Raw genomic sequence first — 24,637 nt, forward strand, 5'->3', positions numbered from 1 at the left:
CAAAGAATCAAAAACCCTGAAACCCTTGTTTCAGGGTCTTTCAATAGACTATATGAAATTTAAAAAATATCTATCACACCCCATCATCTTTTACTTTACAGCTTTTTTACTTCCCTTTACAATCTTATTTTTCGTTTACCTCAGTCAGGGTATTTATTGGGGGAGTGAAACTTCTCCTTTATTAGGTGATGGCTTTCATCAATACGTTATTTTCGACGTTACCTTACGAAATATTTTACACGGAACCGACAGCCTCCTTTACAGCTTTACAAGTGGACTCGGCTTAAATTTCTACGCTCTTTCCAGCTATTACTTAGGAAGCTTTCTATCTCCCTTTGTCTTCTTCTTTGACAGTTTATCCATGGTTGATTCCGTCTATCTCTTTACACTGATAAAAATAGGCTTGATTGGGTTGTCAACTTATTATTCCATTAAGGGAATCTATCCTAAACTGCAACAATTCTTGATTCTTTCACTGTCAACTTTGTTTGCGTTAATGAGTTTTTCCATCAGTCAGATTGAAATCAAAACCTGGCTCGATGTCTTCATTTTGGCTCCGCTCATTCTCTTAGGTTTACACCGTTTAATGACTCAAAAGAGGCACGTTCTCTACTTTACAAGTTTGACTACCCTCTTCATCCAAAATTATTATTTTGGATTTATGATGGCTCTCTTCTTGACTTTATGGTATTTTACTCAGCTTTCCTGGGACTTTAAAAAAAGAATATCTTCTTTCTTTGACTTTACAATTGTGTCAATTTTAGCAGGGGTCACTAGCTTAATCATGATTTACCCCACCATATTGGATTTACGAACTCATGGGGAAAACTTTACAAAGATTACAAGAACCTTTACAGAAAATAGTTGGTACTTAGACGTTTTTGCAAAGAATTTAATTGGTAGTTTTGATACAACAAAATATGGGGCTATCCCTATGATCTATGTTGGTCTATTTCCATTCTTACTTGCCTTTCTATTTTTCTTTGTCAAATCGATTCGGTTTCACGTGAAACTAGCTTATTTGACTTTATTAGTCATTCTTATTGCAAGTTTCTATTTACAAGCTCTAGATTTATTCTGGCAAGGGATGCATGCTCCTAATATGTTTCTTCACCGTTATGCCTGGCTTTTTTCATTGACTATTTTGTTCATGGCGGCAGAAGCACTAAATCGGATAAAAGAAATCAATTGGCAACGACTCTGCCTAGCTTTCAGTTTAGTTAGCATTGGATTTATCCTTACCTTTCTCTATCGCAAGCACTATCCTTTCTTGACAAGCAGTCATTTTGTCTTGACACTAGAATTCCTTCTTGTATTCTTTATTGTGACACTTGCCTTTACAGTTCGTAAACTTTCTTATCCAATTTTTTCTGCTGTTATTCTCTTCTTCTGTCTGTTTGAAATCAGTATAAACAGCTATTATCAGATCGATGGGATTGCAAATGAATGGGTATTTGCAGCTCGTTCTTCTTACCAAGGAAAGATTCCAGCAATTAATAAGTTGACAAGAAGTTTACAGGATGATCATAATTTTTACCGAACAGAGATTCTCCAACCTCAAACAGGTAATGACAGCATGAAATATAATTTTAGAGGGATCTCCCAGTTTTCATCTGTCAGAAATACAGATACCAGTTCGACCCTAGATAAACTCGGTTTTAAATCAGATGGAACCAACTTGAATTTGCGCTATCAAAACAATACATTACTAATGGACAGTCTGTTCGGGATCAAATACAATATTTCAGATAGGAATCCCCAAAAGTTTGCTTTTCATAAATTGGAAACGCAAGGAAATCAGACCTTGTATCAAAATGAAAAAGCTCTTTCACTAGCATTTCTAACCGCAAGTCCCTACAAGGATATCCCATTTTCTAATCTAACCTTAGATAACCAAAAGAACTTTCTCAATCATCTAACGGGTCAATCGTTGACTTACTATCAGCGATTACATCCACTGAAAACTGGTGCAGACGATCCTTCTCAAGGACCTCAAAAGGCCAAAGTTGAAGCAGATAGTTTTCTGACTTATGCCAGTATCGAATATGAGCTCTATGTTCAAAACGATAGTCAACTTTATGTAAACCTTCCTTCTTTAGAATTTGAGAATGAAGATTATACCGATGTGGAGATCATTACGAATGGCCAAGTCAACCGCTATACAACAGACAATGTCTTTCCATTCTTCACCATTGGTCACTTTACAGCAGGAGAAACTGTTAAGGTTCGAATTGCCTTCCCTGAAAATTCTACAGTAACCTTCCAAACTCCAGAATTTTTTGCTTTGAACCTTCAAGCCTACCAGGAAGCCTTTGAAAGGTTGCACCAACAAGAAGTTCATGTTCAAACCAAAGGAAATACCGTTACTGCAGATTTTTCAGCAGACCACCATACAAGTCTCTTTTTCACCCTTCCTTATGATAAAGGGTGGACAGCGACGATCAATAATCAACCTGTCCCTATTCGAAGGGCTCAAAAAGGATTTATGGCTGTTGATGTCCCTAAAGGAAAAGGACAAGTTGTTCTACAGTTCGTTCCACATGGGTTAAAAGAAGGAACCATCGCTTTCCTACTCGGAATTCTTTCCTTCGTTTGCTACAATGCTATTCGAAAGAAATCTCAATCCTCAAAAAATCAGTAAATTCGCATCATAAAGAGCCCCTTCAATTAGAAGGGGCTCTTAGAATGTAGACAAACTGTATTATATCCAGCAACCTAAGTGATGCTGAAAAAAAATAAAATAATAAACACTGAGCTAATTAGGCTCATTCAAACATACACTGAAACTTTCTGCTGTGATAAAAGTGTTAGAAACACTAGTGTTTCTAACACTCGGGAGTTTTGAGACCTCAGGCTCAAAACTAAGTCATGGAACTTCTTCGAAGTTCGCTGACGTCCGTACTCACCTAAGGAAAGTTTCTAAGATGACTTTGTCTTTAATCTGAAAGCCCCTTCAGTTGGAAGGGGCTCTTATTTTTTACAAAAAAAGCATCCCTTAGGATGCTAGTTTAGCTCCGCCAGTAGGACTCGAACCTACGACATCATGATTAACAGTCATGCGCTACTACCAACTGAGCTATGGCGGAATGAGATATAGTCCGTACGGGATTCGAACCCGTGTTACCGCCGTGAAAAGGCGGTGTCTTAACCCCTTGACCAACGGACCATGTCATTAACAGAACATATCCCATTATACCATCGATTCAAAAATTGTCAAGCCTTTTTCTGTATTTTATTTAATAATTCTTCGACTCTTTTCACCTGTGTACGAGAAACAGGGCAAGTTGTCTCCTCTTCTAACATCAAGAGTCTCTTGCGACGATCAAAATTGACAATCATTCTTTGATTCACTAGATAAGACTGATTAGGACTGAAGAAATGATTGTCCACATCTTTTTCAAGTATATCCTTGATAGTCCCTAAAAATTCCTTTTGAAAATTCTTTCCAACAAGTCGCAATTTGTGGGAAACTCCAGTTGTCTCAATGTACAATATATCTCGATATGGCACTCGAATTTCCATATTTTTGAAACTATACTCAAAGAAATCAATGATATTTTTATTTTCAATCACATTCTTCTTCAAGTAAAGAATGCATTCTCGAATTTTTTCTTTAAATAAGTTTTCATTCAAGGTTTTTTCAATAAATTCAAGAGCTGATACCTTGTAACGATAGGTAATGGTAGCAAATTCCGATTTCGTCGTGATAAAGGCAATAATCGCAAAAGGATTGACCTCACGAATCATTTGAGCTGCCTTGATACCAGCTTTTTCATCCCCTTTGATATCAATATCAAGGAAGAAAAGCTGATGAAAATCACCATTGGTTAGATATTCCTTTAGTTCAGTTATTTTACTGGTGGAAACAATATTTAATCGTAGGCCTTCCTCCTCAGCGATAGCTTTCACATGTTTCTCTACTCGAACTTGTTGAGAAATTTCGTCCTCTAGCAATACAATATTCATCTATCTTCCTTTCTCTCCAATAACTAAGCTCTGCGTAAATCTTCCATTGATCAACTCTGTCTCTAGAAAAATAGCAGCATATTCTCCAATAAGCTCTTTTACAATCGCAAGGCCCATTCCTCTACGATCCCCTTTAGTTGAAAATCCCTTTTCATAGAGCTTATTCCAATTAATCGGTTCATCAGAAATAGAGTTCTTTATGATCAGATGCACTCCATTCGGCATATTAAAAATCGCTATTTGAACTTCTTTTTCTTGACTCATTTTAGCAGCTTCAATAGCATTATTGACTAAAATTCCGACGGTTCGTACAAGATCCAATAATCTCATGGGAACCTTTTCAATAATATCTTCTGTTTCAAAGGTTAGTTTGACACCCATTTCCTCCGCATAGATCCATCCCCTACTTAGGATACTTCTCAAAGCAGAATCTCGAATATTTCCTAGGTCAAATCCTGTATATTCTTCTTTTTGGAGTTGACCGTAGCATTCTTCAAGAACATCTCTTTGAATTCGTTTAATATCCTCAATATTTTCTTCCTCAATCGCTAAATTTAAGGAAGTGATAATATTGCCAAAATCATGACGAAAACCTTTTAATTCTAAATAGAGGCCTTGAATTTTATTCATATACTGCTCCATTTGGCGTTGTTCGAACCTCTTTTGCTTCAACTCCATTTTCTTTTCATAACGATCTCGAACCGTCTTCATTTGAACCATGGTTCCGATAAAGATCAAGAAACAAATCGTTGCTACCATGCTACCAAAACTATTGAAATGAGCAATATCACTTATCCAATGAGAAGCATTCAATACTAAGGTTAAAATAAGATAACTAACGATCAATTGCTGGACAAATTTCTTAAAAACCCGCTCTTTAAAATAGAGAAGATTCACTTCGAGAATCGTTAATACCTTCATAATTAAAATAAGTGAGATAATTCGAATAGTTAAAAAGTAATAATCAGAGTATTGGTTAATTATACTATCACCAAAAATAGAAGAAGTAATTACAGATAAAAATGTATCTGTACTTTCAACTGCTAGATAAATGATGAATGAGTAAAGAACCGCTATCTGACGTTGAAGATTACAAATAAAATAGTAATAAAGATAAAGAAATAGTGGCCATAGACATAACATTAGATAATCAATATGTAAATCAAAGTAATCTAAGACCACTGTGATGACAAATACAGCAACAACACCAGATCCTAAAATCAATTGTTTACTATATTTATTAAGTTTTTGATCAATTTTTAAAAAAGATAAAAAAATTGTAAAAATAGTTAAAATTGAGAATAGGGTATTTAGAAACATCAGTTTCCTCCTCTACCAAAAATAAGCCCAATAAGATCAGAAAAATTATTTTTTTTGCGTTTATCTCCTCCACAAATTTGCTGCAATTCTTTTTCTGTAAGAACCTTAAATGCTTTAGAAACTGTCGATGGATTGTTTTTCATAAAAAAAATCTCCTTATAATTTATTTGATCATTAAATTATTAAATTTAATATACATAAATTTTAGTAAAAAATCAAAGACTTTTTTAACATTTTCGCTATTTGGTTCATTTTTACAGCTATTTGGAACAAAAAATCAAGTTTTTACAAATTTTTTATCCTATCTGTTTAGAAAAAACTCTAGTTTTTTTTAAAAAAAACCAAGTAATAAAAAAAACGTGATTTCTGTAAAAATCACGTTTTTTTATTTTGATCCCAGCAGGATTCGAACCTGCGACCGTTCGCTTAGAAGGCGAATGCTCTATCCAGCTGAGCTATGAGACCAGATGTCTTTTTATTCTATCAGAAAATAGGAGGAGCGTCAAGATTCATTTATGGTAAGGACTTCCCTGTTGAATCATAAATGCCCGGTAGATTTGTTCGATTAAAACAAGCTTCATCAATTGATGGGGAAGGGTTAACTTTCCAAAACTCATAAGTAAATTTGCTCGTTTTTTAACTGCTGGAGACAAGCCTAGGCTCCCACCAATCACGAAGGTAATTTCAGAATACCCTCGTACAGTCACCTCTTCTATGGTTTGACTAAACTTCTCAGATGGAAATTGTTGCCCTTCAATCGCTAAGGCAATCACATACTCACGATCTCCAACTTTAGCTAATATGCGATTTCCTTCTTTTTCTAGGATTTGCTGATTTTCTAAATCACTGGCCCGATCAGGAGTTTTTTCATCCGGTAATTCTATCATTTCTATCTTCGTAAACCGCCCCAAGCGTTTCGTATACTCGGCGATTCCATCTTTTAAATACTTTTCTTTTAATTTTCCAACTGTTACAATCTTAATTTTCATATTCATATTCTAACACAAATGAACTTATACACAAGTCTTCAACAAATAAGACAGAATCTATCTTTCAAAAAATGGCTCTATTCTCACGTTTTTCACACTTATACACAGTTTTCCACAACTTGTGGAAAAAATTTCCATTTTAAGTTATAATTAAGAAACTAGATCTATACTTTTCCATAATTGGAATAAATAGGAGAAAACTATGAAACAACCATCAAATTTTCTAAAAAAAACTTTGCAACTTTTGCTTGTTCTTGTCATTGGGTTTACTGGAGGAATCTTAGGGACCTTGACCTCTTTCCAGTTTACCAAGGGGAATTCTACAAATTCTAGCCAAGAAATAAAATCTACCAAAGTTAATCGTGCTTATAAGAATACAACATCAACTAGTGAAGCTGTTGATAAGGTTAAAAATGCTGTTGTTTCTGTTATTACCTACGCTGAAACCTCTGAAAAAGGCTTTATCAATGGAGAAACAGATTCTGATCCAGAAGTGGCTAGTGAAGGTTCAGGAGTTATCTATAAAAAAGATGGTAAAGACGCTTATCTAGTAACCAATGCTCACGTGTTGATGGGAGCAACAGAAGCCGACATTCTCTTTGCAGACGGAAATAAAGTTTCCGGAGAAGTTGTCGGTTCTGATACCTTCTCAGATATTGCGGTTGTTAAAATCAGTTCAGATAATGTTACGACTGTGGCTGAATTTGGAGATTCATCTAAGTTGACTGTTGGAGAGACCGCAATCGCTATTGGTAGTCCTTTAGGAACAAAATTTGCCAATTCCGTTACCCAAGGGATTGTTTCTAGTCTCGGACGTACTGTGAAGCTCAAATCAGAAGATGGCCAAAACGTATCTACAAAAGCGTTGCAAACGGACGCTGCCATCAACCCAGGGAATTCTGGTGGTCCCCTTATCAATATTCAGGGACAAGTTATCGGAATTACCTCAAGTAAAATCTCTTCAAATGGCCAAACTTCGGTTGAAGGAATGGGATTTGCTATTCCTATAAATGATGTGCAAAATATTATTGAACATTTAGAAAAAAATGGTAAAGTCATTCGTCCAGCTCTTGGAATTACCATGATGGACCTGGCTAACCTATCCTCTTCTGATCTTAGCCAATTAGACATTCCAAGCAAACTCAAAGGTGGAGTTCTTGTCCGCTCAGTCGAAAATGATATGCCGGCATCCAAATATTTGCGTCGATTAGATATCATTACAAAAATCGATGATACAACCATTGAATCAACTGCGGATTTACAATCTGCCCTCTATTCTCATCAAATTGGTGATAAAATTAAAGTCATTTTCTATAGAGATGGTAAGCAAAAAACAGCGACCATTGAGCTGACAAAATCTACAGAAAATCTTGGAAATTAAGTAAATTTACAACAGTGTCAACACACCTTTACGAAATTGTAAAGGTGTGTTATGCTATATACATCATGGAAAAAATTGATATTATTGACATAAGGCAAATACGAACCAATCCTTTTCAACCTCGTCAAACCTTTGTACAAGAGAAATTAGAAGAACTCGCAGCTTCAATCAAAGAAAATGGATTAATCCAGCCTATTATTGTTCGAAAATCTCCGATTGTTGGTTATGAACTACTTGCTGGAGAAAGACGCTACCGAGCAGCTCAAATGGCTGGTTTCAAAGAAATCCCTGCGATTATAAGAGACTTATCAGATGATGACATGATCAAACAAGCCATTATCGAAAATTTACAAAGGGAAGATTTGAATCCAATTGAAGAGGCCGAATCCTACCAACATCTTATTGATAAAGGGGCTACCCATGAAGAAATTGCACAATTTATGGGAAAATCTCGTCCTTACATCAGCAACATGGTCCGTTTACTTCATCTCTCACCAGCTGTCAAAGAAGCCATCAAAAATGATCAAATTTCACAAGGACATGCCCGCATTTTAGTTCCTTTAAAAGAAGATCTACAAATCTATTGGTTGGAACGAACCCTGAAAGAAGGACTAAGCGTTCGTAGTTTGGAAGAAAAGGTTGGTCAAAAAAAGAAAAGGCCAAGTAAAAAAGAGAAAGAACTCTTTTTAGCACAGGAAGAAAACAGATTAAAAAAGATGCTGGGAACCGAAGTAGAAATCCGTCTGACAAAACAAGAAAAAGGTAGTATTCATATTTCATTTAACAACCTTGATGAATACCAGCGAATTATTAACAGTCTCAAATGAGGCTGTTATTTTTTATAGAACAATTAACAGAATTATCCACTTCTTTACAACTCCTCCTTGCATGATATTCCTACTTTCTTTTCTCTTTTCCCCAACTTGTGGAAAACTTCTACACACATTGGGGATAACTATTCACATATTGTGGAAAAAACTCTTTTTTATTCCCTCAGAACAAGTTGTGGAAAACTCCCTCCTTTTATGATAAAATAAGAAAAACATAGCAAGTAAAAATGAATAGGAGGGCGATAAGTGTCAAGAGAAGAAACATTCTGGAATCGTGTGATTGAATTAAGTAAAAAGACATTTAAAAAAGAAATCTTTGACTATTTTGTCCTTACTTCAAGACTCATCAAAGTCGATCAACAAGAAGCCGTTATTTATTTAGATGCGGAAGTGAAAAAATTATTCTGGGAAGAGAATATGACAAAGGTGATTTTGACTGCTGGATTTGAAATTTATGCAGTAGAATTAACCATTTCCTATCAATTCAATCTTGAAGAAGAGGAAGAAGAAAAAGAGTTTATTCCCCTTTCAGAAATGAATAGAGACTATGCAGTGAGCCATGCTCCGATAGTAGATTTACCTCCTATCCAAACAGGATTAAGAAAGAAATACACCTTTGATAATTTTGTAAGTGGAGATGGAAATCAATGGGCTTTGGCTGCCGCTTTAGCAGTTTCTGAAAACCTTGCTACCACTTATAATCCTTTATTTATCTATGGAGGACCCGGTTTAGGTAAAACGCATTTGCTCAACGCGATTGGGAATCAGATTATGGAAAACTACCCAAATGCTCGAGTAAAATACATCCCAGCAGAATCCTTTATCAATGAATTTTTAGAACGTCTTCGCCTCAATGATATGGATACCTTTAAAAAAACCTATCGAAACTTGGATTTGCTCTTAATTGATGATATTCAATCGCTTGGAGGAAAAAAGGTTACAACTCAAGAAGAGTTCTTTAATACCTTTAATGCTCTTTATGGGGATAATAAGCAGATTGTCCTAACAAGCGATCGTAGTCCTGATCATTTAGATAGCTTAGAAGAACGTCTAGTCACGCGCTTTAAGTGGGGCTTGACGCAAAATATTACACCACCAGATTTTGAAACTCGAATCGCAATTTTGAGAAATAAAATCGAAGACCTGGACTTTACTTTCCCTGATGATACACTTGAATACCTAGCAGGTCAATTTGATTCTAACGTCCGAGACTTAGAGGGTGCGTTGAATGATATCTCTCTTGTGGCAAGAGTAAAAAAAATCAAAGATATTACAATTGATGTCGCAGCTGAAGCCATTCGAGCTCGTAAGAATGAAGCCTTACAAATTACGGTGATTCCTATCGAAAAGATTCAAACGGAAGTTGGAAAATTTTACAATGTCAGTGTCAATGAAATGAAAGGCTCTCGACGGGTTCAAAATATTGTCCTAGCTCGACAAGTAGCTATGTACCTCGCCCGCGAGATGACCGACAATAGTCTTCCTCGTATCGGCCGTGAATTTGGAGGAAAAGACCACACAACGGTCATGCATGCTTATGAAAAAATCAAAGGGATGATCGAAATTGATGACAATCTCAGACTTGAGATTCAAACCATCAAGAAAAAATTAAAGTAATCCCATGTGGACAATCCTAGAAAAACTTGCTTCTTTTTCCACATGTTGTGAACAAGGAACTTTTCAATTCCTGTCTGGCTTTAGAAGAGTTTTCCACATGTTCCACATACTCTACTATTACTATTAACTTACTAATACTAAAATAATAAAAGGAGATCTCATGATCAATTTTTCTATTAACAAGGCTTATTTTCTACAAGCTTTAAATACGACAAAAAGAGCCATTAGTTCAAAAAATGCAATTCCAATCTTATCCACTATTAAGATTGATGTAACTTCTGAAGGTATTACTCTCATTGGATCAAATGGACAAATCTCAATCGAATACTTTATTTCTGTTAAAGATGAAAATGCAGGTCTTCTAGTAACGACACCAGGTGCTATTCTTTTAGAAGCAACTTTCTTTATCAATGTTGTATCCAGTCTACCAGATGTCGTTTTAGATGTGAAAGAAATCGAACAAAAACAAATTGTATTAGTTAGTGGAAAATCAGAAATTACTCTTAAAGGAAAAGATGCAGAACAATATCCTCGTATTCAAGAAATTTCAGCCAGCAACCCTCTAACGCTCCCAATTCAAACTTTGAAGAAAATCATTTCTGAGACAGCTTTTGCAGCAAGTACCCAAGAAAGTCGTCCGATTTTGACAGGAGTTCATTTTGTTCTTTCTGATCACAAGGAATTAAAAACGGTGGCAACTGATTCTCATCGAATGAGTCAAAAAAATATTACCCTTGAAAAAAATGGGGATAACTTTGATGTTGTGATTCCAAGCCGTTCTTTACGCGAATTAACGTCTGTCTTTTCAGATGAGATTGAACAGGTTGAAGTCTTCTTTGCCAATAACCAGATTTTATTTAGAAGTGACAATATCAGTTTCTATACACGCCTGTTGGAAGGAAACTATCCAGATACGGATCGCTTGATTCCAACAGAGTTTAGTTCGGAAGTAACCTTTAAAGTTGCTCATCTTCGCCAAGCCATGGAACGGGCCCGCTTGTTGTCTAATGCTACTCAAAACGGTACTGTTAAATTAGAAATCGCTAGTGGGGTCGTTTCTGCCCACGTCAATTCTCCTGAAGTAGGGCGCGTGAATGAAGAAATTGATACAGAAGCAGTTTCGGGAGATGATTTAAACATCAGCTTTAATCCAACTTATTTAATCGACGCTTTGAAAGCTATTGAAAGTGAAAAAGTCGTCATTCGCTTCATCTCTGCAGTTCGTCCCTTTACATTGGTACCAGCAGAGGAGTCTGAACGCTTCATTCAATTAATTACACCAGTTCGGACCAATTAAGGGCCAAAAGCTAGCATTGAACAGGCTAGCTTTTCGTCTTCTATGTTGATGAAAGGAAAATCCATGTATCAGGTCGGTGATTTTGTAGAAATGAAAAAATCCCATGCTTGTATTATTAAAGCAACAGGGAAAAAAGCCAATCGTTGGGAAATTCGGCGAGTAGGGGCAGATATTAAAATTCGTTGTAGCAATTGTGATCATATAGTCATGATGAGTCGTCATGATTTTGATCGAAAAATGAAAAAAGTATTGTAAAAGAGAGTGGGACAGAAATCGGTAATTCGATAGAATTCGATTTCGTCGTCCCACCTCCGCACAGTTGAGTAGGGCTGTAAAAGCTGATGAAATCAGCGTAGTAGAGCCCACTCAACCACTGCGTCTTGCTCGACAATCCAAAAACAATGGAGAGGCTAGGACTTTTGTCCCACTCTCTTTTGTATTATTTTAATTCTTCAAATTTTCCATCTTTTACTTCTTTGAAGCCATTAGATTTAAAGGTTTTAAGTGTTGTCTTGTAGCCAATGTAATCAACATTTTGATTTTCTTGTGCAGCAATTAACTGATTTTCTTGTAATTCTTTTAAATCTGCCTTGGTATAATCGATCTTTGTTTTCTCAACAACATAGTCATCCTTGTATTCTGCAGAGTGTGAGAATCCTTTGACATCTTTGAATTTTTTATCGTATTCATCAATAACTTTTTTTAATTGTTCTTTTGGCAATCCTGTACCTTCGTAGTAGATAACACTTGTAGAATCTGTACTTAGAATTTTATCCCCCTGATATTCAACAATGACACGAATGTCAGTTTTCTTATCTTGGTTAATCAATTGAAGGTAACCTTTTTTTGTACTTTGTCCACAAGCTCCCAGAAGAAAGAGAGTAAAGATAGCTAAAAGAGGCAGAAGGATCGATTTAATTGATAGTTTTTTCATGACGAAAACTCCTTTATTATTATTGGTTTGATTATACCATATTCTTATGGAATTGGACAGGTGACTGTTAGTTTTAAGGGAGAGCATTTTTTCATCATCTTGTGCTTTGAATTATGTTATAATAAAAGGGATTGAAATGTGAACGGAGAAGAAGAAAAATGGCTTTAACAGCAGGTATCGTTGGTTTGCCAAACGTTGGTAAATCAACCCTATTCAACGCAATTACAAAAGCAGGAGCAGAGGCTGCAAACTATCCCTTTGCGACCATTGATCCAAACGTTGGAATGGTAGAAGTTCCAGATGAACGCCTCCAAAAATTAACGGAAATGATCACTCCTAAGAAGACAGTTCCGACAACCTTTGAATTCACAGATATTGCAGGGATTGTAAAAGGTGCGTCAAAAGGAGAAGGTCTCGGTAATAAATTCTTGGCCAACATCCGTGAAGTGGATGCTATTGTCCATGTGGTACGTGCTTTTGATGATGAAAATGTCATGCGGGAGCAAGGCCGTGAAGATGCCTTTGTCGATCCACTAGCAGATATTGATACCATTAACCTAGAATTGATTCTAGCTGACTTAGAATCTGTGAATAAACGCTATGCGCGTGTGGAAAAGATGGCCCGTACACAAAAGGACAAGGATTCCGTTGCAGAATTTAATGTCCTCCAAAAGATTAAGCCAGTGCTTGAAGATGGGAAGTCAGCTCGTACCATCGAATTCACAGACGAAGAACAAAAAGTTGTCAAAGGTCTCTTCCTCTTGACCACTAAACCAGTTCTTTATGTAGCGAATGTGGATGAGGATGTGGTTGGAGACCCAGATTCGATTGATTATGTGAAACAAATTCGTGAATTCGCAGAAACAGAAAATGCAGAAGTAGTAGTGATTTCTGCGCGTGCGGAGGAAGAAATTTCTGAGTTAGACGATGAAGATAAAAAAGAGTTTCTTGAAGCCATTGGTTTGACAGAATCAGGTGTGGATAAGTTGACGCGTGCAGCTTACCATTTACTTGGACTTGGAACTTACTTCACAGCTGGTGAAAAAGAAGTTCGCGCTTGGACTTTTAAACGTGGTATGAAAGCTCCACAAGCAGCTGGAATCATCCACTCTGACTTTGAAAAAGGATTTATTCGTGCTGTAACCATGTCTTATGATGATTTGGTCAAATATGGATCTGAAAAGGCTGTAAAAGAAGCAGGACGCTTGCGAGAAGAAGGAAAAGACTATGTCGTTCAAGATGGCGACATCATGGAATTCCGCTTCAATGTATAAAGAAAACAAGTAAATAACCAAAAGGTTGGAAAAAAATTCCAACCCTTTTGGCTTTTGAAAGGGAAAGTAAATGACAAAATTAATCGTCGGATTGGGAAATCCGGGAGATAAATATGTGGAAACCAAACACAATGTAGGCTTTATGTTAGTGGATCAGCTGGCGAAGTCTCTCAACCTCACCTTTTCACATGATAAGATTTTTCAAGCAGATGTGACCTCCACCTTTATAGATGGAGAAAAGGTCTTTTTAGTCAAACCAACCACTTTTATGAATGAGAGTGGCAAGGCCGTGCACGCGCTTTTGACCTATTATGGCCTAGAGGTGGAAGATTTGGTCGTTATTTATGACGACTTGGATATGGAAGTTGGCAAGATTCGCCTTCGGGCCAAAGGATCAGCTGGAGGCCACAACGGAATCAAATCAATCATCAACCATATTGGCACTCAGACCTTTAATCGCATCAAGATTGGAATCGGAAGACCCAAGCATGGCATGTCAGTAGTCCACCATGTCTTAGGAAAATTCGACCAGGATGATTATGCCACCATCCTCCTTGCTATCGACAAATCAGAAGAAGCCCTTCGTTTTTATTTAAAAGAAGGGCAGTTTGAGAAAACAATGCAACAATACAATGGATAAATATAAGACACTGGTTGATCTATTTCAACAAAATAAAAATATTAGAAAATGGCAACAAGACCAGCAAAAAAGAAGTCGCTCTCTTCTACTAGGACTGTCTTCGTCTACAAAAGCCATTACCATGGCGACAGTTGTCGAAGACGGACACAAGGTCTTGGTCTTGACCTCTTCCCAAAATGAAGCAGAACGGCTCGCCAGTGATTTATTGGGATTATTAGGCGAAGAAAAGGTCTATCTTTTCCTCGGAGATGACAATCCTTTGGCAGAGTTTGTCTTTGCTTCCCAGGAACGGGTCTTTTCTCGTCTGGAAGCTCTGGATTTTCTTTTAGCTCCAGAAAAAGAAGGGATCGTCATTGCCAATGTAAGTGGTAGTCGTTTGCTCTTACCTAATCCAAAGACTGTCAGCTCTATGATTCAGTCTTTCTCTGTTGGAGAAGAAAAAAATCTGACAGAGTTGAAAGATACCCTCCTGGCCATGGGCTATCAAAAGGTTTCACAGGTAAGCCAACAGGGAGAGTTTAGTCTTCGAGGGGATATTTTAGATCTTTTTGAAGCCAGTCAAGATTTCCCTTATCGCCTGGAATTTTTTGGAGATGAGATTGATGGCATTCGGACCTTTTCTCCAGAGACTCAACGTTCACTAGAAAATCTAGATGTGGTAACAGTTCATCCAGTTAGTGATATGTTACTAACTAAAGATGATTTTTTAAGAGGACAGAAGAATCTAGAAAATCTAATTCAAAAAAGTCCTCATCCAGAGTTAAAATCCTATTTGACTGAGATTCTCACAGAAGCGCATCACCAGCGTCTGCATGCAGATAGTCGAAAATTTCTCTCTCTTTTTTATCAGCAAACCTACACTCTCTTTGATTACCTCCCCAAACATGCTCCTCTTTTTTTGGATGATTACCATAAAATCATGGATCAGGAGGCGCGGTTTGATGTAGACGTTGCTAACCTTTTGACAGAGGACCTACAAAAGAGTCGCTCTTTCGCTGAAGCCCAGTATTTTGCGGACAATAGCGCACTCTTACGCACTTATAAACCAGCTTCTTATTTTTCAAATTTTCAAAAAGGCTTGGGAAATCTGCGATTTGATGCCCTCTATTCTTTTAACCAATACCCCATGCAGGAATTCTTCAGTCAGTTCTCTCTTTTAAAAGATGAAATTGACCGTTTCCGTAAACAAGATTACACAGTCATTCTTCAGGTGACGAGTAAACAAGGACTCCACCAGTTACAAGAGCACTTGAGAGACTACGGGATCCAACTGGATTATCTTGCACCCGATCAGCTTCATCCAGGACAGAGCCAGTTGGTCATCGGTGGGTCAGCGCGTGGCTTCCACTTTGTGGATGAGAAGATTGTCCTGATTACAGAGACAGAAATCTTCCAGAAAAAGGTTAAACGAAAGATTCGTCGGCAAACCATTTCCAACGCTGAGCGGTTAAAAAACTATAATGAGTTGGAAAAGGGAGACTACGTTGTTCACCAGGTTCATGGAATTGGTCAGTATTTGGGACTAGAAACCATTGAAATTTCTGGTGTCCACCGAGATTATGTCTCCATCCAATATCAAAATGGAGACCGGATTTCCATCCCTGTGGATCAAATCCAGATGCTGTCCAAGTATGTTGCGAGTGATGGTAAACCTCCTAAAATCAACAAACTCAACGATGGTCGCTTCCAAAAGGCTAAACAAAAGGTCCGTCAGGAAGTAGAGGATATTGCAGAGGATCTGATTCAACTTTATGCAGAGCGAAGCCAATTGCAAGGCTTTGCCTTTACTCCAGACGATGAGAACCAAGAAGCTTTTGATCAGGCTTTTCCCTATGTTGAAACAGATGATCAGATTCGCTCTATCCAAGAAATCAAGAAGGATATGGAATCTTCAAGCCCTATGGATCGCCTCTTGGTCGGAGACGTGGGATTTGGGAAGACAGAAGTTGCTATGCGAGCGGCCTTTAAAGCTGTCAAAGACCATAAACAAGTGGCCGTATTAGTTCCGACAACGGTCCTAGCTCAACAGCATTATGCCAATTTCAAAGAACGCTTCGAAGCCTTTCCAGTAGAAGTTGATGTCTTGAGTCGTTTCCGTAGTCGTGCTGAGCAAAAAGAAACCTTGGAAAAACTAAAAAAAGGCCAGGTCGATATTTTGATTGGAACCCACCGTCTCTTATCTAAGGATGTGGAATTTGCGGATCTCGGTCTTATCGTGATTGATGAGGAGCAACGGTTCGGTGTCAAACACAAGGAAACTCTCAAGGAGTTAAAGAAAAAAGTCGATGTCTTAACCTTAACGGCAACGCCCATTCCTCGTACCCTTCATATGTCTATGTTGGGGATTCGGGATTTGTCCGTTATTGAAACCCCGCCGACCAATCGTTATCCTGTTCAAACCTATGTCTTAGAAACCAATCCAACCATTATCCGAGATGCTATTCGTCGGGAGATGGATCGGGGAGGTCAGGTTTATTATCTCTACAACAAGGTAGATACCATTGAGCAAAAAGTTTCAGAGTTACAAGAATTGGTACCGGAAGCCTCTATTGGGTTTGTCCATGGACAGATGAGTGAGGTACGGTTGGAAAACACCTTGATGGATTTCATTGAAGGTGAGTATGATATTTTAGTTACGACCACCATTATTGAAACAGGTGTGGATATCCCCAATGCCAATACCCTCTTTATTGAAAATGCCGACCATATGGGCTTGTCTACCCTTTACCAATTGCGAGGACGGGTTGGACGAAGCAATCGCATTGCCTATGCTTATTTGATGTACCGGCCGGACAAAACCTTGACAGAAGTTTCTGAAAAGCGTCTTGAAGCCATTAAAGGATTCACTGAATTGGGGTCTGGTTTTAAGATTGCTATGCGAGATTTGTCTATTCGTGGTGCCGGGAATATTTTAGGGGCTTCTCAATCTGGTTTTATCGATTCCGTCGGATTTGAAATGTATTCACAGTTACTCGAAGCTGCTATTGAGAAGAAACAAGGAAAAGAGAAAAAACGCCAAAAAGGAAATGCGGAGCTCAATCTCCAAATTGATGCCTACATTCCAAGTGATTATATCTCCGATGAACGTCAAAAAATTGAAATTTACAAACGTATTCGAGAAATTCAAATTCAAGAAGATTATGAACTGCTGCAAGATGAATTGATTGATCGTTTCGGAGAATATCCTGATGTGGTAGCCTATCTCCTAGAAATAGGGTTTATCAAATCTTATCTGGACCAGGTCTTTGTTAAAGTGGTTGATCGAAAAGATAATCAACTAACGGTAAAATTTGAGCCAATTACCAAGCAACTTTTCTTGACTCAAGATTATTTTGCTGCCTTATCAGCAACTAATTTAAAAGCTCGTATTGCAGAAAGCCAAGGATTGATTGAATTAATCTTTGATGTGCGAAATAAAAAAGACTTCGAAATTTTAGAAGGCTTGCGACAATTTGGGGAAAAATTACTGGCCATCAAGCAGGAAAAAATGGAAAAACAAGACTAGAAAGAAAGATTTTACTAGGCTCTTTCTAAAAAAATGGTACAATAATACATTAGAGGTGATACGATGAGATTAGATAAATATTTAAAAGTTTCCCGCATTATCAAAAGACGCCCTGTAGCTAAAGAAGTAGCCGATAAGGGGCGCATCAAAGTCAATGGGGTCCTAGCGAAAAGTTCAACCGACTTGAAGGTAAATGACGAAGTCGAAGTTCGCTTTGGAAATAAGCTATTGACAGTAAAAGTGTTGGAAATGTTAGATAGTACTAAAAAAGAAGATGCGTCTAAAATGTATGAAATCATTCGTGAAACAAGGATAGAAGAAGATGCCTAAAAATATTGTACAAATGAATAATCGGTATATTCAAGACGAACATCAGCGTCAGAAATACCAGAATGAGGAGCGAAAAAAACAGAACCGTTTTATGGGTTGGGTTCTCATTTTAATTATTTTATTGTTTATTCTCCCAACTTATAATCTGGCTCAGAGTTACCAGACGCTTCAAAAACGCAAACAACAATACGTTCAATTGCAAGAACAATATCAGCAAACCCTTGAGGAAAAAGAATATCAAAAGGATATCGTAGAGAAGTTGAAGGATGACGAATACGCTGCAAAATATGCACGCGCAAAATATTCCTTCTCTAAAGATGGCGAATATATTTATACGATACCTAATTTATTACCGAAATAATGGAAAATATTGTAAAAACCGTTCAACAATTTCTAGAATATTCTGATACAAAATTAGAAGAGTTAGCTAAAAAAAATCAAGCCTTAAAATTGCAAGAAGAAACTCAGGAAAGGAGCAAGGATGAATAAGTTAGTTTATTGGATGATTTTTCCTACTTTCTTAGTCACCCAACCCTTATCTGATTCATCCCAAGTCCAAGTTCCACTGACTGCTGATTCTTCATACACTAGTCAAATAGGGACTCAGGATCATTTCTTTGTCTCCATACCGTCCAATCCGAATGTTTATCAGCCAATCGTGACCTATTCGGATCCAGAATTGCGTCAAAAAGCTGGGGAAATCAAGCCAGATACTCCCTTTACTGTTGATCAATTGTTTGTGAACGACCAAGGGAAATCTGTTTTTAAATTATCGAATAAACAGTATGTAGTAGCTGATCAAGATCAAATTTACGAAGATTCGATTTTGGAATTAACAGAAGAAAAAAAAACCATGTGGCTGACATCCTCTTTTACAGTTTATGATCAACCCTTGGTAAATGGCGCAAAAAGCAAAAAAACAAGTCTAACTCCCTATAGTAAGGTTGAAATCACCAAGACTGCCAAAACTTTAAAAGGGACCTATCTAGAAATTTCTGGCCAGGGGTGGATTGCAAAAGATGAACTTTCTGCTACAGATAATCGGATGGAGAAAGTCCAAGAGATTCTCAATCAGAAGTACAACAAAGACGGAATTGCAGTTTACGTGAAGCAGGTGGATACTGGAAAGACTGCTGGGATACATGAAGACCAGGAAATGTATTCTGCTAGTATAGCCAAGCTCTTGTATTTGTACTATACTCAAAAAGAGGTAAACGAAAACCGTGTAGATTTGCAGACTCCTTTAAAATATATAAAAGAAGTCAATGATTATCCAGGAGCTTATGAACCGGAAGGCAGTGGAAGTATTTCAAAAACACCGGATGATAAGGATTATACCGTCGCTGATTTGATTAACCGAGTGGCCAAAGAATCTGATAATGTTGCGCAAAACATTTTAGGCTATTATGTAACGCATCAATCAGACAAAGAATTTCAAAAGGTGACCAATAAGATTGCAGGAAAAACGTGGAATGTAGAAACTAGAATGGCATCTCCAAAAATGGCAGGAAATGTCATGGAAGCTATCTACCAACAAAATGGTGGAATCATTGATGCTCTGTCAGAGACTCGCTTTGATGATCAACGAATTTCAAAAGATATCCCAGTCAAGGTCGCTCACAAGATTGGAGATGCCTATGATTTCCGTCATGATGTTGCCATTGTTTATACAGAATCACCATTTATTTTAGCTATTTTTACGGATCACTCTGATTACGAGACTATCTCAGCAATTGCCAAAGATATTTATGAGGTTTTACAGTAATGAAAGATAAATTTCTTCAGTTCTGTCTAAAGGAGGGGCTTTTTGAATCTCATCAAAAAGTCCTTTTGGCTTTATCAGGAGGGGTGGATTCCATGACCTTACTGGATTGGCTCTACCATTATCGGCACCAATTAGGAATCGACCTCGTACTTGCTCATGTCAATCATCACCAACGCATTGAAGCTGACCAAGAAGAAAGAGGAATTCGAGCATTAGCTGAAGCAAAACATCTACCGCTGAAGGTTGCCCATTTCTCTGGTCCTTTTTCTGAAAGCCGAGCTAGACAATTCCGCTATGATTTCTTTGAAAAAGTTATGAAAGAAGAAGCTTGTAGCGCTCTCGTCACCGCTCATCATATGGATGATCAGGCAGAAACGATTTTAATGCGTCTGATTCGTGGGAGTCGTCCACGGCATTTAAAAGGTATTCCTTTAAAACAACCATTTGGACAGGGTGTATTGATTCGTCCCCTCTTACATTTCAAAAAAAAGGATTTTCCAGAAATTTTTCATTTCGAGGATAAGAGCAACCGCTCCTTGGACTATTTCCGTAACCGTATCCGTCATCGTTATCTCCCACTGTTAGAAGAAGAAAATCCCCAAGTAACGAGTACTTTGGTCAACTTAGGAGAGGATCTCAGTCATTGGCACCAGGCTTTAAAAGAGTTGACCAAAGATTTGAATCCACAAGATGTGACACAGTTTCAAAAGCAATCACCAGCTGTTCAGATTTATTTGCTGGAAGAGTATCTAGCTAGTTTTCCAGATTTGCAATTGAGTCGGGCACAATTTGAACAATTACATAGAATAGTAGTGACCAAGTCCAATACGCAACAAGTTCTAAAGAATGGTTATGAACTTTACAAAGACTATCACTATTTTGAAATTCGGAAAATCAGTCGTAGGACGGATGACCGAATGTCAGAAGATTTGTTACAATTTGGAACCATAAAGACAGTAGGTGCTTATCGCTTTTTATTTGGAGTGGAACCAAGCGATTCATATATGGAGGCAATCCCACTTCCAAACAACCACCCAGTTTTTATTCGCCCCCGTAAAAGGGGAGATCGTATTCTGATGAACGGTCACCATAGAAAAATTAGCAGATTGTTGATTAACCAAAAAATCCCTTTAAATCAACGAAACAATCTGGTGGTTTTAGAACAAGATAAACAAATACTGGCTATTCCTGAAATTGCGATCAGTGATTTGAGTAAGGAATTAAAAAATGGTATAATGAAGGATACAATTTATATCCAGAAAATAGATAGGTAAAAAAGATGTTAGAACAAGATATCAAAAAGATACTCATTTCCCACGATGAAATCGTGACTGCAGCACGTGAACTTGGTCAAAGACTGACAGAAGATTACCAAGGGAAAAATCCGATTTTAGTAGGGATTTTAAAAGGGTCAGTCCCATTTATGGCGGAATTGATCAAACATATTGATACGCATATTGAGTTGGATTTTATGCTAGTGTCTAGCTATCATGGTGGAACATCAAGCTCAGGCGTGATTAATATCATCAAAGATATGGACCAAGAAATTAAGGGTCGAGATATTCTCTTTGTTGAAGATATCATTGATACTGGTAAAACTCTTAAGAGTTTGAAAGAATTGTTTGAAGGACGTCAACCAGCATCTGTTAAAATTGCTACCTTGTTGGATAAACCTGAAGGACGCTTGGTTGAGATTGAAGCAGATTACACTTGCTTTACCATTCCAAACGAGTTTGTTGTGGGCTATGGTTTAGACTACGATGAAAACTATCGAAACCTTCCTTATATCGGAGTGTTGAAAGAAGAAGTGTATTCAAAATAGAGGAAACTAGATGAAAAATAACAAAAACAATGGTTTTGTTCGAAATCCTTTTCTGTACTTATTGATTATTGTAGCTGCTGTTACAGGTTTTCAGTATTTCTTTGCTGGAAATAGTATCGGACAAAGTCAGCAAATCAATTATACAGAATTGGTAAAAGAGCTTAAATCAGACAACGTCAAGGAAATTAGCTATCAGCCAAACGGTAGTGTCATTGAAATTTCCGGTACCTATAACAAAGCAAAAACCAGCAAGGATGATACAGGGGTTCAATTTTTCACTCCAAGTCCAAGTAAGGTGACTCGCTTCACGAGTGTGATCTTACCGTCTGATTTGACTGTTCAAGAACTACAAAACTTAGCATCCGAACATAAGGCTGACATCACTATTAAACGGGAAAGCTCAAGTGGAATGTGGATTACCATTCTGACTTCCATTGTTCCATTTGTCATCGTGATGTTCTTCTTCTTCTCTATGATGAATCAAGGAGGAGGCGGTGGCGCCCGCGGTGCTATGAACTTTGGCCGTAACAAAGCGCGTGCTACCAATAAAGAAGATATCAAGGTTCGTTTTTCAGATGTAGCAGGGGCTGAAGAAGAAAAACAAGAACTCGTTGAAGTGGTTGAATTCTTAAAAGATCCAAAACGCTTTACAAAATTGGGTGCCCGTATCCCAGCAGGTGTTCTTCTTGAAGGCCCTCCGGGAACTGGTAAAACATTACTTGCTAAAGCAGTTGCAGGTGAAGCTGGCGTACCATTCTTTAGTATTTCAGGTTCTGACTTCGTTGAAATGTTTGTTGGTGTCGGTGCAAGCCGGGTTCGTTCTCTATTTGAAGATGCTAAAAAAGCAGCTCCAGCCATTATCTTTATCGATGAGATCGATGCTGTTGGACGTCAACGGGGAGTTGGCCTTGGTGGGGGAAATGATGAACGGGAACAAACCCTCAACCAGCTCTTGATTGAGATGGATGGTTTTGAAGGAAACGAAGGCATCATCGTGATTGCAGCCACCAACCGTTCAGATGTTTTAGACCCAGCCCTCCTTCGTCCAGGTCGTTTTGACCGGAAGGTTTTAGTTGGTCGTCCAGATGTAAAAGGACGCGAAGCTATCTTGCGAGTCCATGCTAAAAACAAACCATTAGCCAAAGATGTCGACTTGAAACTAGTTGCCCAACAAACACCAGGATTTGTTGGAGCGGATCTTGAAAATGTCTTAAACGAAGCAGCTCTGGTAGCGGCCCGTCGCAATAAGAAGGTTATTGATGCATCTGATATTGATGAAGCAGAAGACCGTGTGATTGCTGGTCCTTCTAAGAAAGACCGAACAGTTTCTCAAAAGGAACGCGAATTGGTTGCTTACCACGAGGCAGGGCATACCATTGTCGGATTAGTCCTATCTAATGCTCGTGTTGTTCACAAGGTGACCATCGTTCCACGTGGACGTGCTGGTGGTTATATGATTGCTCTTCCAAAAGAAGACCAAATGCTTCTTTCTAAAGAAGATATGAAAGAACAATTGGCTGGATTGATGGGCGGACGTGTTGCAGAAGAAATTATCTTCAACGTTCAAACCACAGGGGCTTCCAATGACTTTGAGCAAGCGACCCAAATGGCGCGTGCTATGGTAACGGAATATGGAATGAGTGAAAAACTTGGTCCAGTTCAATACGAAGGCAACCATGCTATGTTTGGAGCTCAAACGACTCAAAAATTCATTTCAGAGCAAACTGCATATGAAATTGATGAAGAAGTAAGAAGTCTCTTGAATGAAGCTCGCAATAAAGCAGCTGAAATCATCCAGAACAATCGTGAAACACACAAGTTGATTGCAGAAGCCTTGTTGAAATACGAAACCTTGGACAGTGTTCAAATTAAGTCATTGTATGAAACAGGTAAAATGCCAGAAGATACTGATTTAGAATTAGAAAAAGAATCTAAACCATTATCTTATGAAGAAATTAAATCTAAAATGGAAGAAAATAAGTAATAAACTTTAGAGTCTTCTAAAACTTTTAGAAGGAGCCGAAAAATTCGGCTCCTTTTTTTAAAAAAAGTATTGACAGATAAAAATGAACTGATATAATAGATTACGTTGTAAAAATGGTCCGTTGGTCAAGGGGTTAAGACACCGCCTTTTCACGGCGGTAACACGGGTTCGAATCCCGTACGGACTATCGCAAAAAGTTGTTACATTCGTAGCAACTTTTTTTGTATGAAAAAAACACTATTTTGACATTCTTATTAAAATAAAGACCGATTAGAGTTAGAAAAGATTCCAAATAGAAAAAACAGCACAAATAAATCCTAACCTCCTTTAAAATGAAAACAAGTTAGAAAGGAGGTCCAATGAACTTTAAAAAATCATATGAGAAAGTAAAATGGATAGTATGGAAATGTGAGAAGGAATTTTATATTCATCTTTGGGATCATGCAGACTGGGAACAAGAAGGAAGATTAGTGCTGTATGAGTTACAAATAAGTAATCCTGAAGTAGAAGAAAATGAAGAAATCTTATTAACCTACTTCAAAACAAAGTTTCGCAATCACATAAAGGATAAAGTTAGAAAACAAGAAAGTGATAAGAGGAAGTTAAATAAAGTACCCTACACAGAGATTGGGGAGATTAGCCATCGACTTCGTTCAAAAGAACTCTTTTTGGATGAACTAGTCCTATTAAGAGGAGCCCTAAAGGAGTTCAGAGAAAACCTAACCGATCAAGAAAAAGAAGAATATGATAAACTACTGATGAATCAACGTTTTTCAGGAAAAGCAAAGATGAAAAGAAGGCTCCAAGAATACTTGAAAGATTTCAAGGATCATCATTTATGAAAAAGGATGTAACAAAGCATCCTTTTTCATAAAAATAAAAATTTAAAAAAATAGAAAAAAGATATTGACAATGCGAAGTGGTCGTGATATACTAATATAGTTGTCGCGCGAGAGCGACAAAGACCTTTGAAAACTGAACAA

General features: G+C 37.6%; 22 protein-coding genes and 4 tRNA genes. 18 read left to right on the forward strand and 8 right to left on the reverse strand.

Annotation, left to right across the window (positions count from 1 at the left end):
* Positions 1–52: 52 nt before the first annotated feature.
* The gene (locus ADH27_RS01280) at positions 53–2,641 is read left to right on the forward strand and encodes a YfhO family protein (protein ID WP_048715127.1); all 2,589 of its coding nucleotides are present in this window, start codon (positions 53–55) and stop codon (positions 2,639–2,641) included.
* A gap of 371 nt (positions 2,642–3,012) precedes the next feature.
* On the opposite strand, the gene ADH27_RS01285 is transcribed toward ADH27_RS01280, so the two are convergent.
* The 7 genes from ADH27_RS01285 to rlmH form a co-directional block, all read right to left on the reverse strand.
* A tRNA-Asn gene (locus ADH27_RS01285) sits at positions 3,013–3,086 on the reverse strand.
* A gap of 8 nt (positions 3,087–3,094) precedes the next feature.
* Positions 3,095–3,166: transfer RNA gene (locus ADH27_RS01290), tRNA-Glu, on the reverse strand.
* Positions 3,167–3,213: 47 nt separating this feature from the next.
* Positions 3,214–3,966, reverse strand: a complete 753-nt coding sequence (locus ADH27_RS01295) for a response regulator transcription factor (protein ID WP_006595334.1) — start codon at positions 3,964–3,966, stop codon at positions 3,214–3,216.
* Complete coding sequence (locus ADH27_RS10400; protein ID WP_065426890.1) at positions 3,967–5,286, reverse strand: sensor histidine kinase; 1,320 nt, start codon at positions 5,284–5,286, stop codon at positions 3,967–3,969.
* The gene (locus ADH27_RS09800) at positions 5,286–5,429 is read right to left on the reverse strand and encodes a bacteriocin (protein ID WP_082160962.1); all 144 of its coding nucleotides are present in this window, start codon (positions 5,427–5,429) and stop codon (positions 5,286–5,288) included. Before ADH27_RS09800 ends, ADH27_RS10400 begins: the two co-directional genes overlap by 1 nt.
* A 248-nt stretch (positions 5,430–5,677) precedes the next feature.
* Positions 5,678–5,751, reverse strand: a tRNA-Arg gene (locus tag ADH27_RS01305).
* Positions 5,752–5,795: 44 nt separating this feature from the next.
* Positions 5,796–6,275: a 23S rRNA (pseudouridine(1915)-N(3))-methyltransferase RlmH gene (rlmH, locus tag ADH27_RS01310; RefSeq protein WP_048715104.1), complete on the reverse strand. Its 480-nt coding sequence runs from the start codon at positions 6,273–6,275 to the stop codon at positions 5,796–5,798.
* 202 nt (positions 6,276–6,477) lie between these two features.
* Between rlmH and ADH27_RS01315 the strand changes: the two genes are divergently transcribed.
* The 5 genes from ADH27_RS01315 to ADH27_RS01335 all read left to right on the forward strand — a co-directional run bounded on the left by ADH27_RS01315 (position 6,478) and on the right by ADH27_RS01335 (position 11,655).
* Positions 6,478–7,656 (forward strand): S1C family serine protease, encoded by a 1,179-nt coding sequence (locus ADH27_RS01315; protein ID WP_048715106.1) that lies wholly within the window; start codon positions 6,478–6,480, stop codon positions 7,654–7,656.
* A gap of 65 nt (positions 7,657–7,721) precedes the next feature.
* Positions 7,722–8,483, forward strand: a complete 762-nt coding sequence (locus tag ADH27_RS01320; RefSeq protein WP_048715109.1) for a ParB/RepB/Spo0J family partition protein — start codon at positions 7,722–7,724, stop codon at positions 8,481–8,483.
* A gap of 249 nt (positions 8,484–8,732) precedes the next feature.
* On the forward strand, positions 8,733–10,103 hold the full coding sequence (gene dnaA / locus ADH27_RS01325) for a chromosomal replication initiator protein DnaA (RefSeq protein ID WP_048715111.1): 1,371 nt from the start codon (positions 8,733–8,735) through the stop codon (positions 10,101–10,103).
* A 160-nt stretch (positions 10,104–10,263) separates the two neighbouring features.
* Positions 10,264–11,400 (forward strand): DNA polymerase III subunit beta, encoded by a 1,137-nt coding sequence (dnaN, locus tag ADH27_RS01330; protein WP_006595327.1) that lies wholly within the window; start codon positions 10,264–10,266, stop codon positions 11,398–11,400.
* Between the two features lie 63 nt (positions 11,401–11,463).
* On the forward strand, positions 11,464–11,655 hold the full coding sequence (locus tag ADH27_RS01335; protein ID WP_048715113.1) for a DUF951 domain-containing protein: 192 nt from the start codon (positions 11,464–11,466) through the stop codon (positions 11,653–11,655).
* A 184-nt stretch (positions 11,656–11,839) separates the two neighbouring features.
* Here ADH27_RS01335 and ADH27_RS01340 read toward each other — a convergent pair whose 3' ends face one another.
* Positions 11,840–12,334 carry a DUF1307 domain-containing protein gene (locus ADH27_RS01340; RefSeq protein ID WP_048715115.1) on the reverse strand — a complete coding sequence of 165 codons (495 nt, stop codon included), beginning with the start codon at positions 12,332–12,334 and terminating at the stop codon, positions 11,840–11,842.
* Positions 12,335–12,492: 158 nt separating this feature from the next.
* Between ADH27_RS01340 and ychF the strand changes: the two genes are divergently transcribed.
* The 12 genes from ychF to ADH27_RS01395 all read left to right on the forward strand — a co-directional run bounded on the left by ychF (position 12,493) and on the right by ADH27_RS01395 (position 24,496).
* Positions 12,493–13,608, forward strand: coding sequence for a redox-regulated ATPase YchF (gene ychF / locus ADH27_RS01345; protein WP_048715116.1), 1,116 nt, complete (start codon positions 12,493–12,495; stop codon positions 13,606–13,608).
* A gap of 70 nt (positions 13,609–13,678) precedes the next feature.
* Positions 13,679–14,248 (forward strand): aminoacyl-tRNA hydrolase, encoded by a 570-nt coding sequence (gene pth / locus ADH27_RS01350; protein WP_048690437.1) that lies wholly within the window; start codon positions 13,679–13,681, stop codon positions 14,246–14,248.
* Positions 14,241–17,753 carry a transcription-repair coupling factor gene (gene mfd / locus ADH27_RS01355; protein ID WP_048715117.1) on the forward strand — a complete coding sequence of 1,171 codons (3,513 nt, stop codon included), beginning with the start codon at positions 14,241–14,243 and terminating at the stop codon, positions 17,751–17,753. Before pth ends, mfd begins: the two co-directional genes overlap by 8 nt.
* Positions 17,754–17,816: 63 nt before the next feature.
* A complete protein-coding gene (locus tag ADH27_RS01360) occupies positions 17,817–18,083 on the forward strand; it encodes an RNA-binding S4 domain-containing protein (RefSeq protein WP_023024830.1) in 267 nt (88 codons plus the stop codon).
* Positions 18,076–18,444, forward strand: a complete 369-nt coding sequence (locus ADH27_RS01365; RefSeq protein WP_023024832.1) for a septum formation initiator family protein — start codon at positions 18,076–18,078, stop codon at positions 18,442–18,444. Before ADH27_RS01360 ends, ADH27_RS01365 begins: the two co-directional genes overlap by 8 nt.
* Positions 18,444–18,572, forward strand: a complete 129-nt coding sequence (locus tag ADH27_RS10480; protein WP_260469288.1) for an SP_0009 family protein — start codon at positions 18,444–18,446, stop codon at positions 18,570–18,572. Before ADH27_RS01365 ends, ADH27_RS10480 begins: the two co-directional genes overlap by 1 nt.
* Positions 18,565–19,848, forward strand: a complete 1,284-nt coding sequence (locus ADH27_RS01370) for a serine hydrolase (protein ID WP_048715119.1) — start codon at positions 18,565–18,567, stop codon at positions 19,846–19,848. Before ADH27_RS10480 ends, ADH27_RS01370 begins: the two co-directional genes overlap by 8 nt.
* Positions 19,848–21,122 (forward strand): tRNA lysidine(34) synthetase TilS, encoded by a 1,275-nt coding sequence (gene tilS / locus ADH27_RS01375; protein ID WP_048715122.1) that lies wholly within the window; start codon positions 19,848–19,850, stop codon positions 21,120–21,122. The genes ADH27_RS01370 and tilS overlap by 1 nt, the downstream gene beginning before the upstream one ends.
* Positions 21,123–21,127: 5 nt before the next feature.
* A complete protein-coding gene (hpt, locus tag ADH27_RS01380) occupies positions 21,128–21,670 on the forward strand; it encodes a hypoxanthine phosphoribosyltransferase (protein WP_048715123.1) in 543 nt (180 codons plus the stop codon).
* A gap of 10 nt (positions 21,671–21,680) precedes the next feature.
* Positions 21,681–23,654 (forward strand): ATP-dependent zinc metalloprotease FtsH, encoded by a 1,974-nt coding sequence (gene ftsH / locus ADH27_RS01385; protein ID WP_006595315.1) that lies wholly within the window; start codon positions 21,681–21,683, stop codon positions 23,652–23,654.
* A 115-nt stretch (positions 23,655–23,769) separates the two neighbouring features.
* A tRNA-Glu gene (locus ADH27_RS01390) sits at positions 23,770–23,841 on the forward strand.
* 172 nt (positions 23,842–24,013) lie between these two features.
* A complete protein-coding gene (locus ADH27_RS01395) occupies positions 24,014–24,496 on the forward strand; it encodes a hypothetical protein (RefSeq protein ID WP_006595314.1) in 483 nt (160 codons plus the stop codon).
* Positions 24,497–24,637: the final 141 nt, after the last annotated feature.

The organism is Streptococcus sp. 343_SSPC (genome assembly GCF_001072385.1).
Taxonomy (GTDB): Bacteria; Bacillota; Bacilli; order Lactobacillales; family Streptococcaceae; genus Streptococcus.

Coding starts and splice junctions, on each gene's coding strand:
- ADH27_RS01280 (WP_048715127.1), top strand. CDS start 53: ATGAAATTTAAAAAATATCTATCACACCCCATCATCTTTTACTTTACA.
- ADH27_RS01295 (WP_006595334.1), bottom strand. CDS start 3,966: ATGAATATTGTATTGCTAGAGGACGAAATTTCTCAACAAGTTCGAGTA.
- ADH27_RS10400 (WP_065426890.1), bottom strand. CDS start 5,286: ATGTTTCTAAATACCCTATTCTCAATTTTAACTATTTTTACAATTTTT.
- ADH27_RS09800 (WP_082160962.1), bottom strand. CDS start 5,429: ATGAAAAACAATCCATCGACAGTTTCTAAAGCATTTAAGGTTCTTACA.
- rlmH (WP_048715104.1), bottom strand. CDS start 6,275: ATGAAAATTAAGATTGTAACAGTTGGAAAATTAAAAGAAAAGTATTTA.
- ADH27_RS01315 (WP_048715106.1), top strand. CDS start 6,478: ATGAAACAACCATCAAATTTTCTAAAAAAAACTTTGCAACTTTTGCTT.
- ADH27_RS01320 (WP_048715109.1), top strand. CDS start 7,722: ATGGAAAAAATTGATATTATTGACATAAGGCAAATACGAACCAATCCT.
- dnaN (WP_006595327.1), top strand. CDS start 10,264: ATGATCAATTTTTCTATTAACAAGGCTTATTTTCTACAAGCTTTAAAT.
- ADH27_RS01335 (WP_048715113.1), top strand. CDS start 11,464: ATGTATCAGGTCGGTGATTTTGTAGAAATGAAAAAATCCCATGCTTGT.
- ADH27_RS01340 (WP_048715115.1), bottom strand. CDS start 12,334: ATGAAAAAACTATCAATTAAATCGATCCTTCTGCCTCTTTTAGCTATC.
- ychF (WP_048715116.1), top strand. CDS start 12,493: ATGGCTTTAACAGCAGGTATCGTTGGTTTGCCAAACGTTGGTAAATCA.
- pth (WP_048690437.1), top strand. CDS start 13,679: ATGACAAAATTAATCGTCGGATTGGGAAATCCGGGAGATAAATATGTG.
- mfd (WP_048715117.1), top strand. CDS start 14,241: ATGGATAAATATAAGACACTGGTTGATCTATTTCAACAAAATAAAAAT.
- ADH27_RS01360 (WP_023024830.1), top strand. CDS start 17,817: ATGAGATTAGATAAATATTTAAAAGTTTCCCGCATTATCAAAAGACGC.
- ADH27_RS01365 (WP_023024832.1), top strand. CDS start 18,076: ATGCCTAAAAATATTGTACAAATGAATAATCGGTATATTCAAGACGAA.
- ADH27_RS10480 (WP_260469288.1), top strand. CDS start 18,444: ATGGAAAATATTGTAAAAACCGTTCAACAATTTCTAGAATATTCTGAT.
- ADH27_RS01370 (WP_048715119.1), top strand. CDS start 18,565: ATGAATAAGTTAGTTTATTGGATGATTTTTCCTACTTTCTTAGTCACC.
- tilS (WP_048715122.1), top strand. CDS start 19,848: ATGAAAGATAAATTTCTTCAGTTCTGTCTAAAGGAGGGGCTTTTTGAA.
- hpt (WP_048715123.1), top strand. CDS start 21,128: ATGTTAGAACAAGATATCAAAAAGATACTCATTTCCCACGATGAAATC.
- ftsH (WP_006595315.1), top strand. CDS start 21,681: ATGAAAAATAACAAAAACAATGGTTTTGTTCGAAATCCTTTTCTGTAC.
- ADH27_RS01395 (WP_006595314.1), top strand. CDS start 24,014: ATGAACTTTAAAAAATCATATGAGAAAGTAAAATGGATAGTATGGAAA.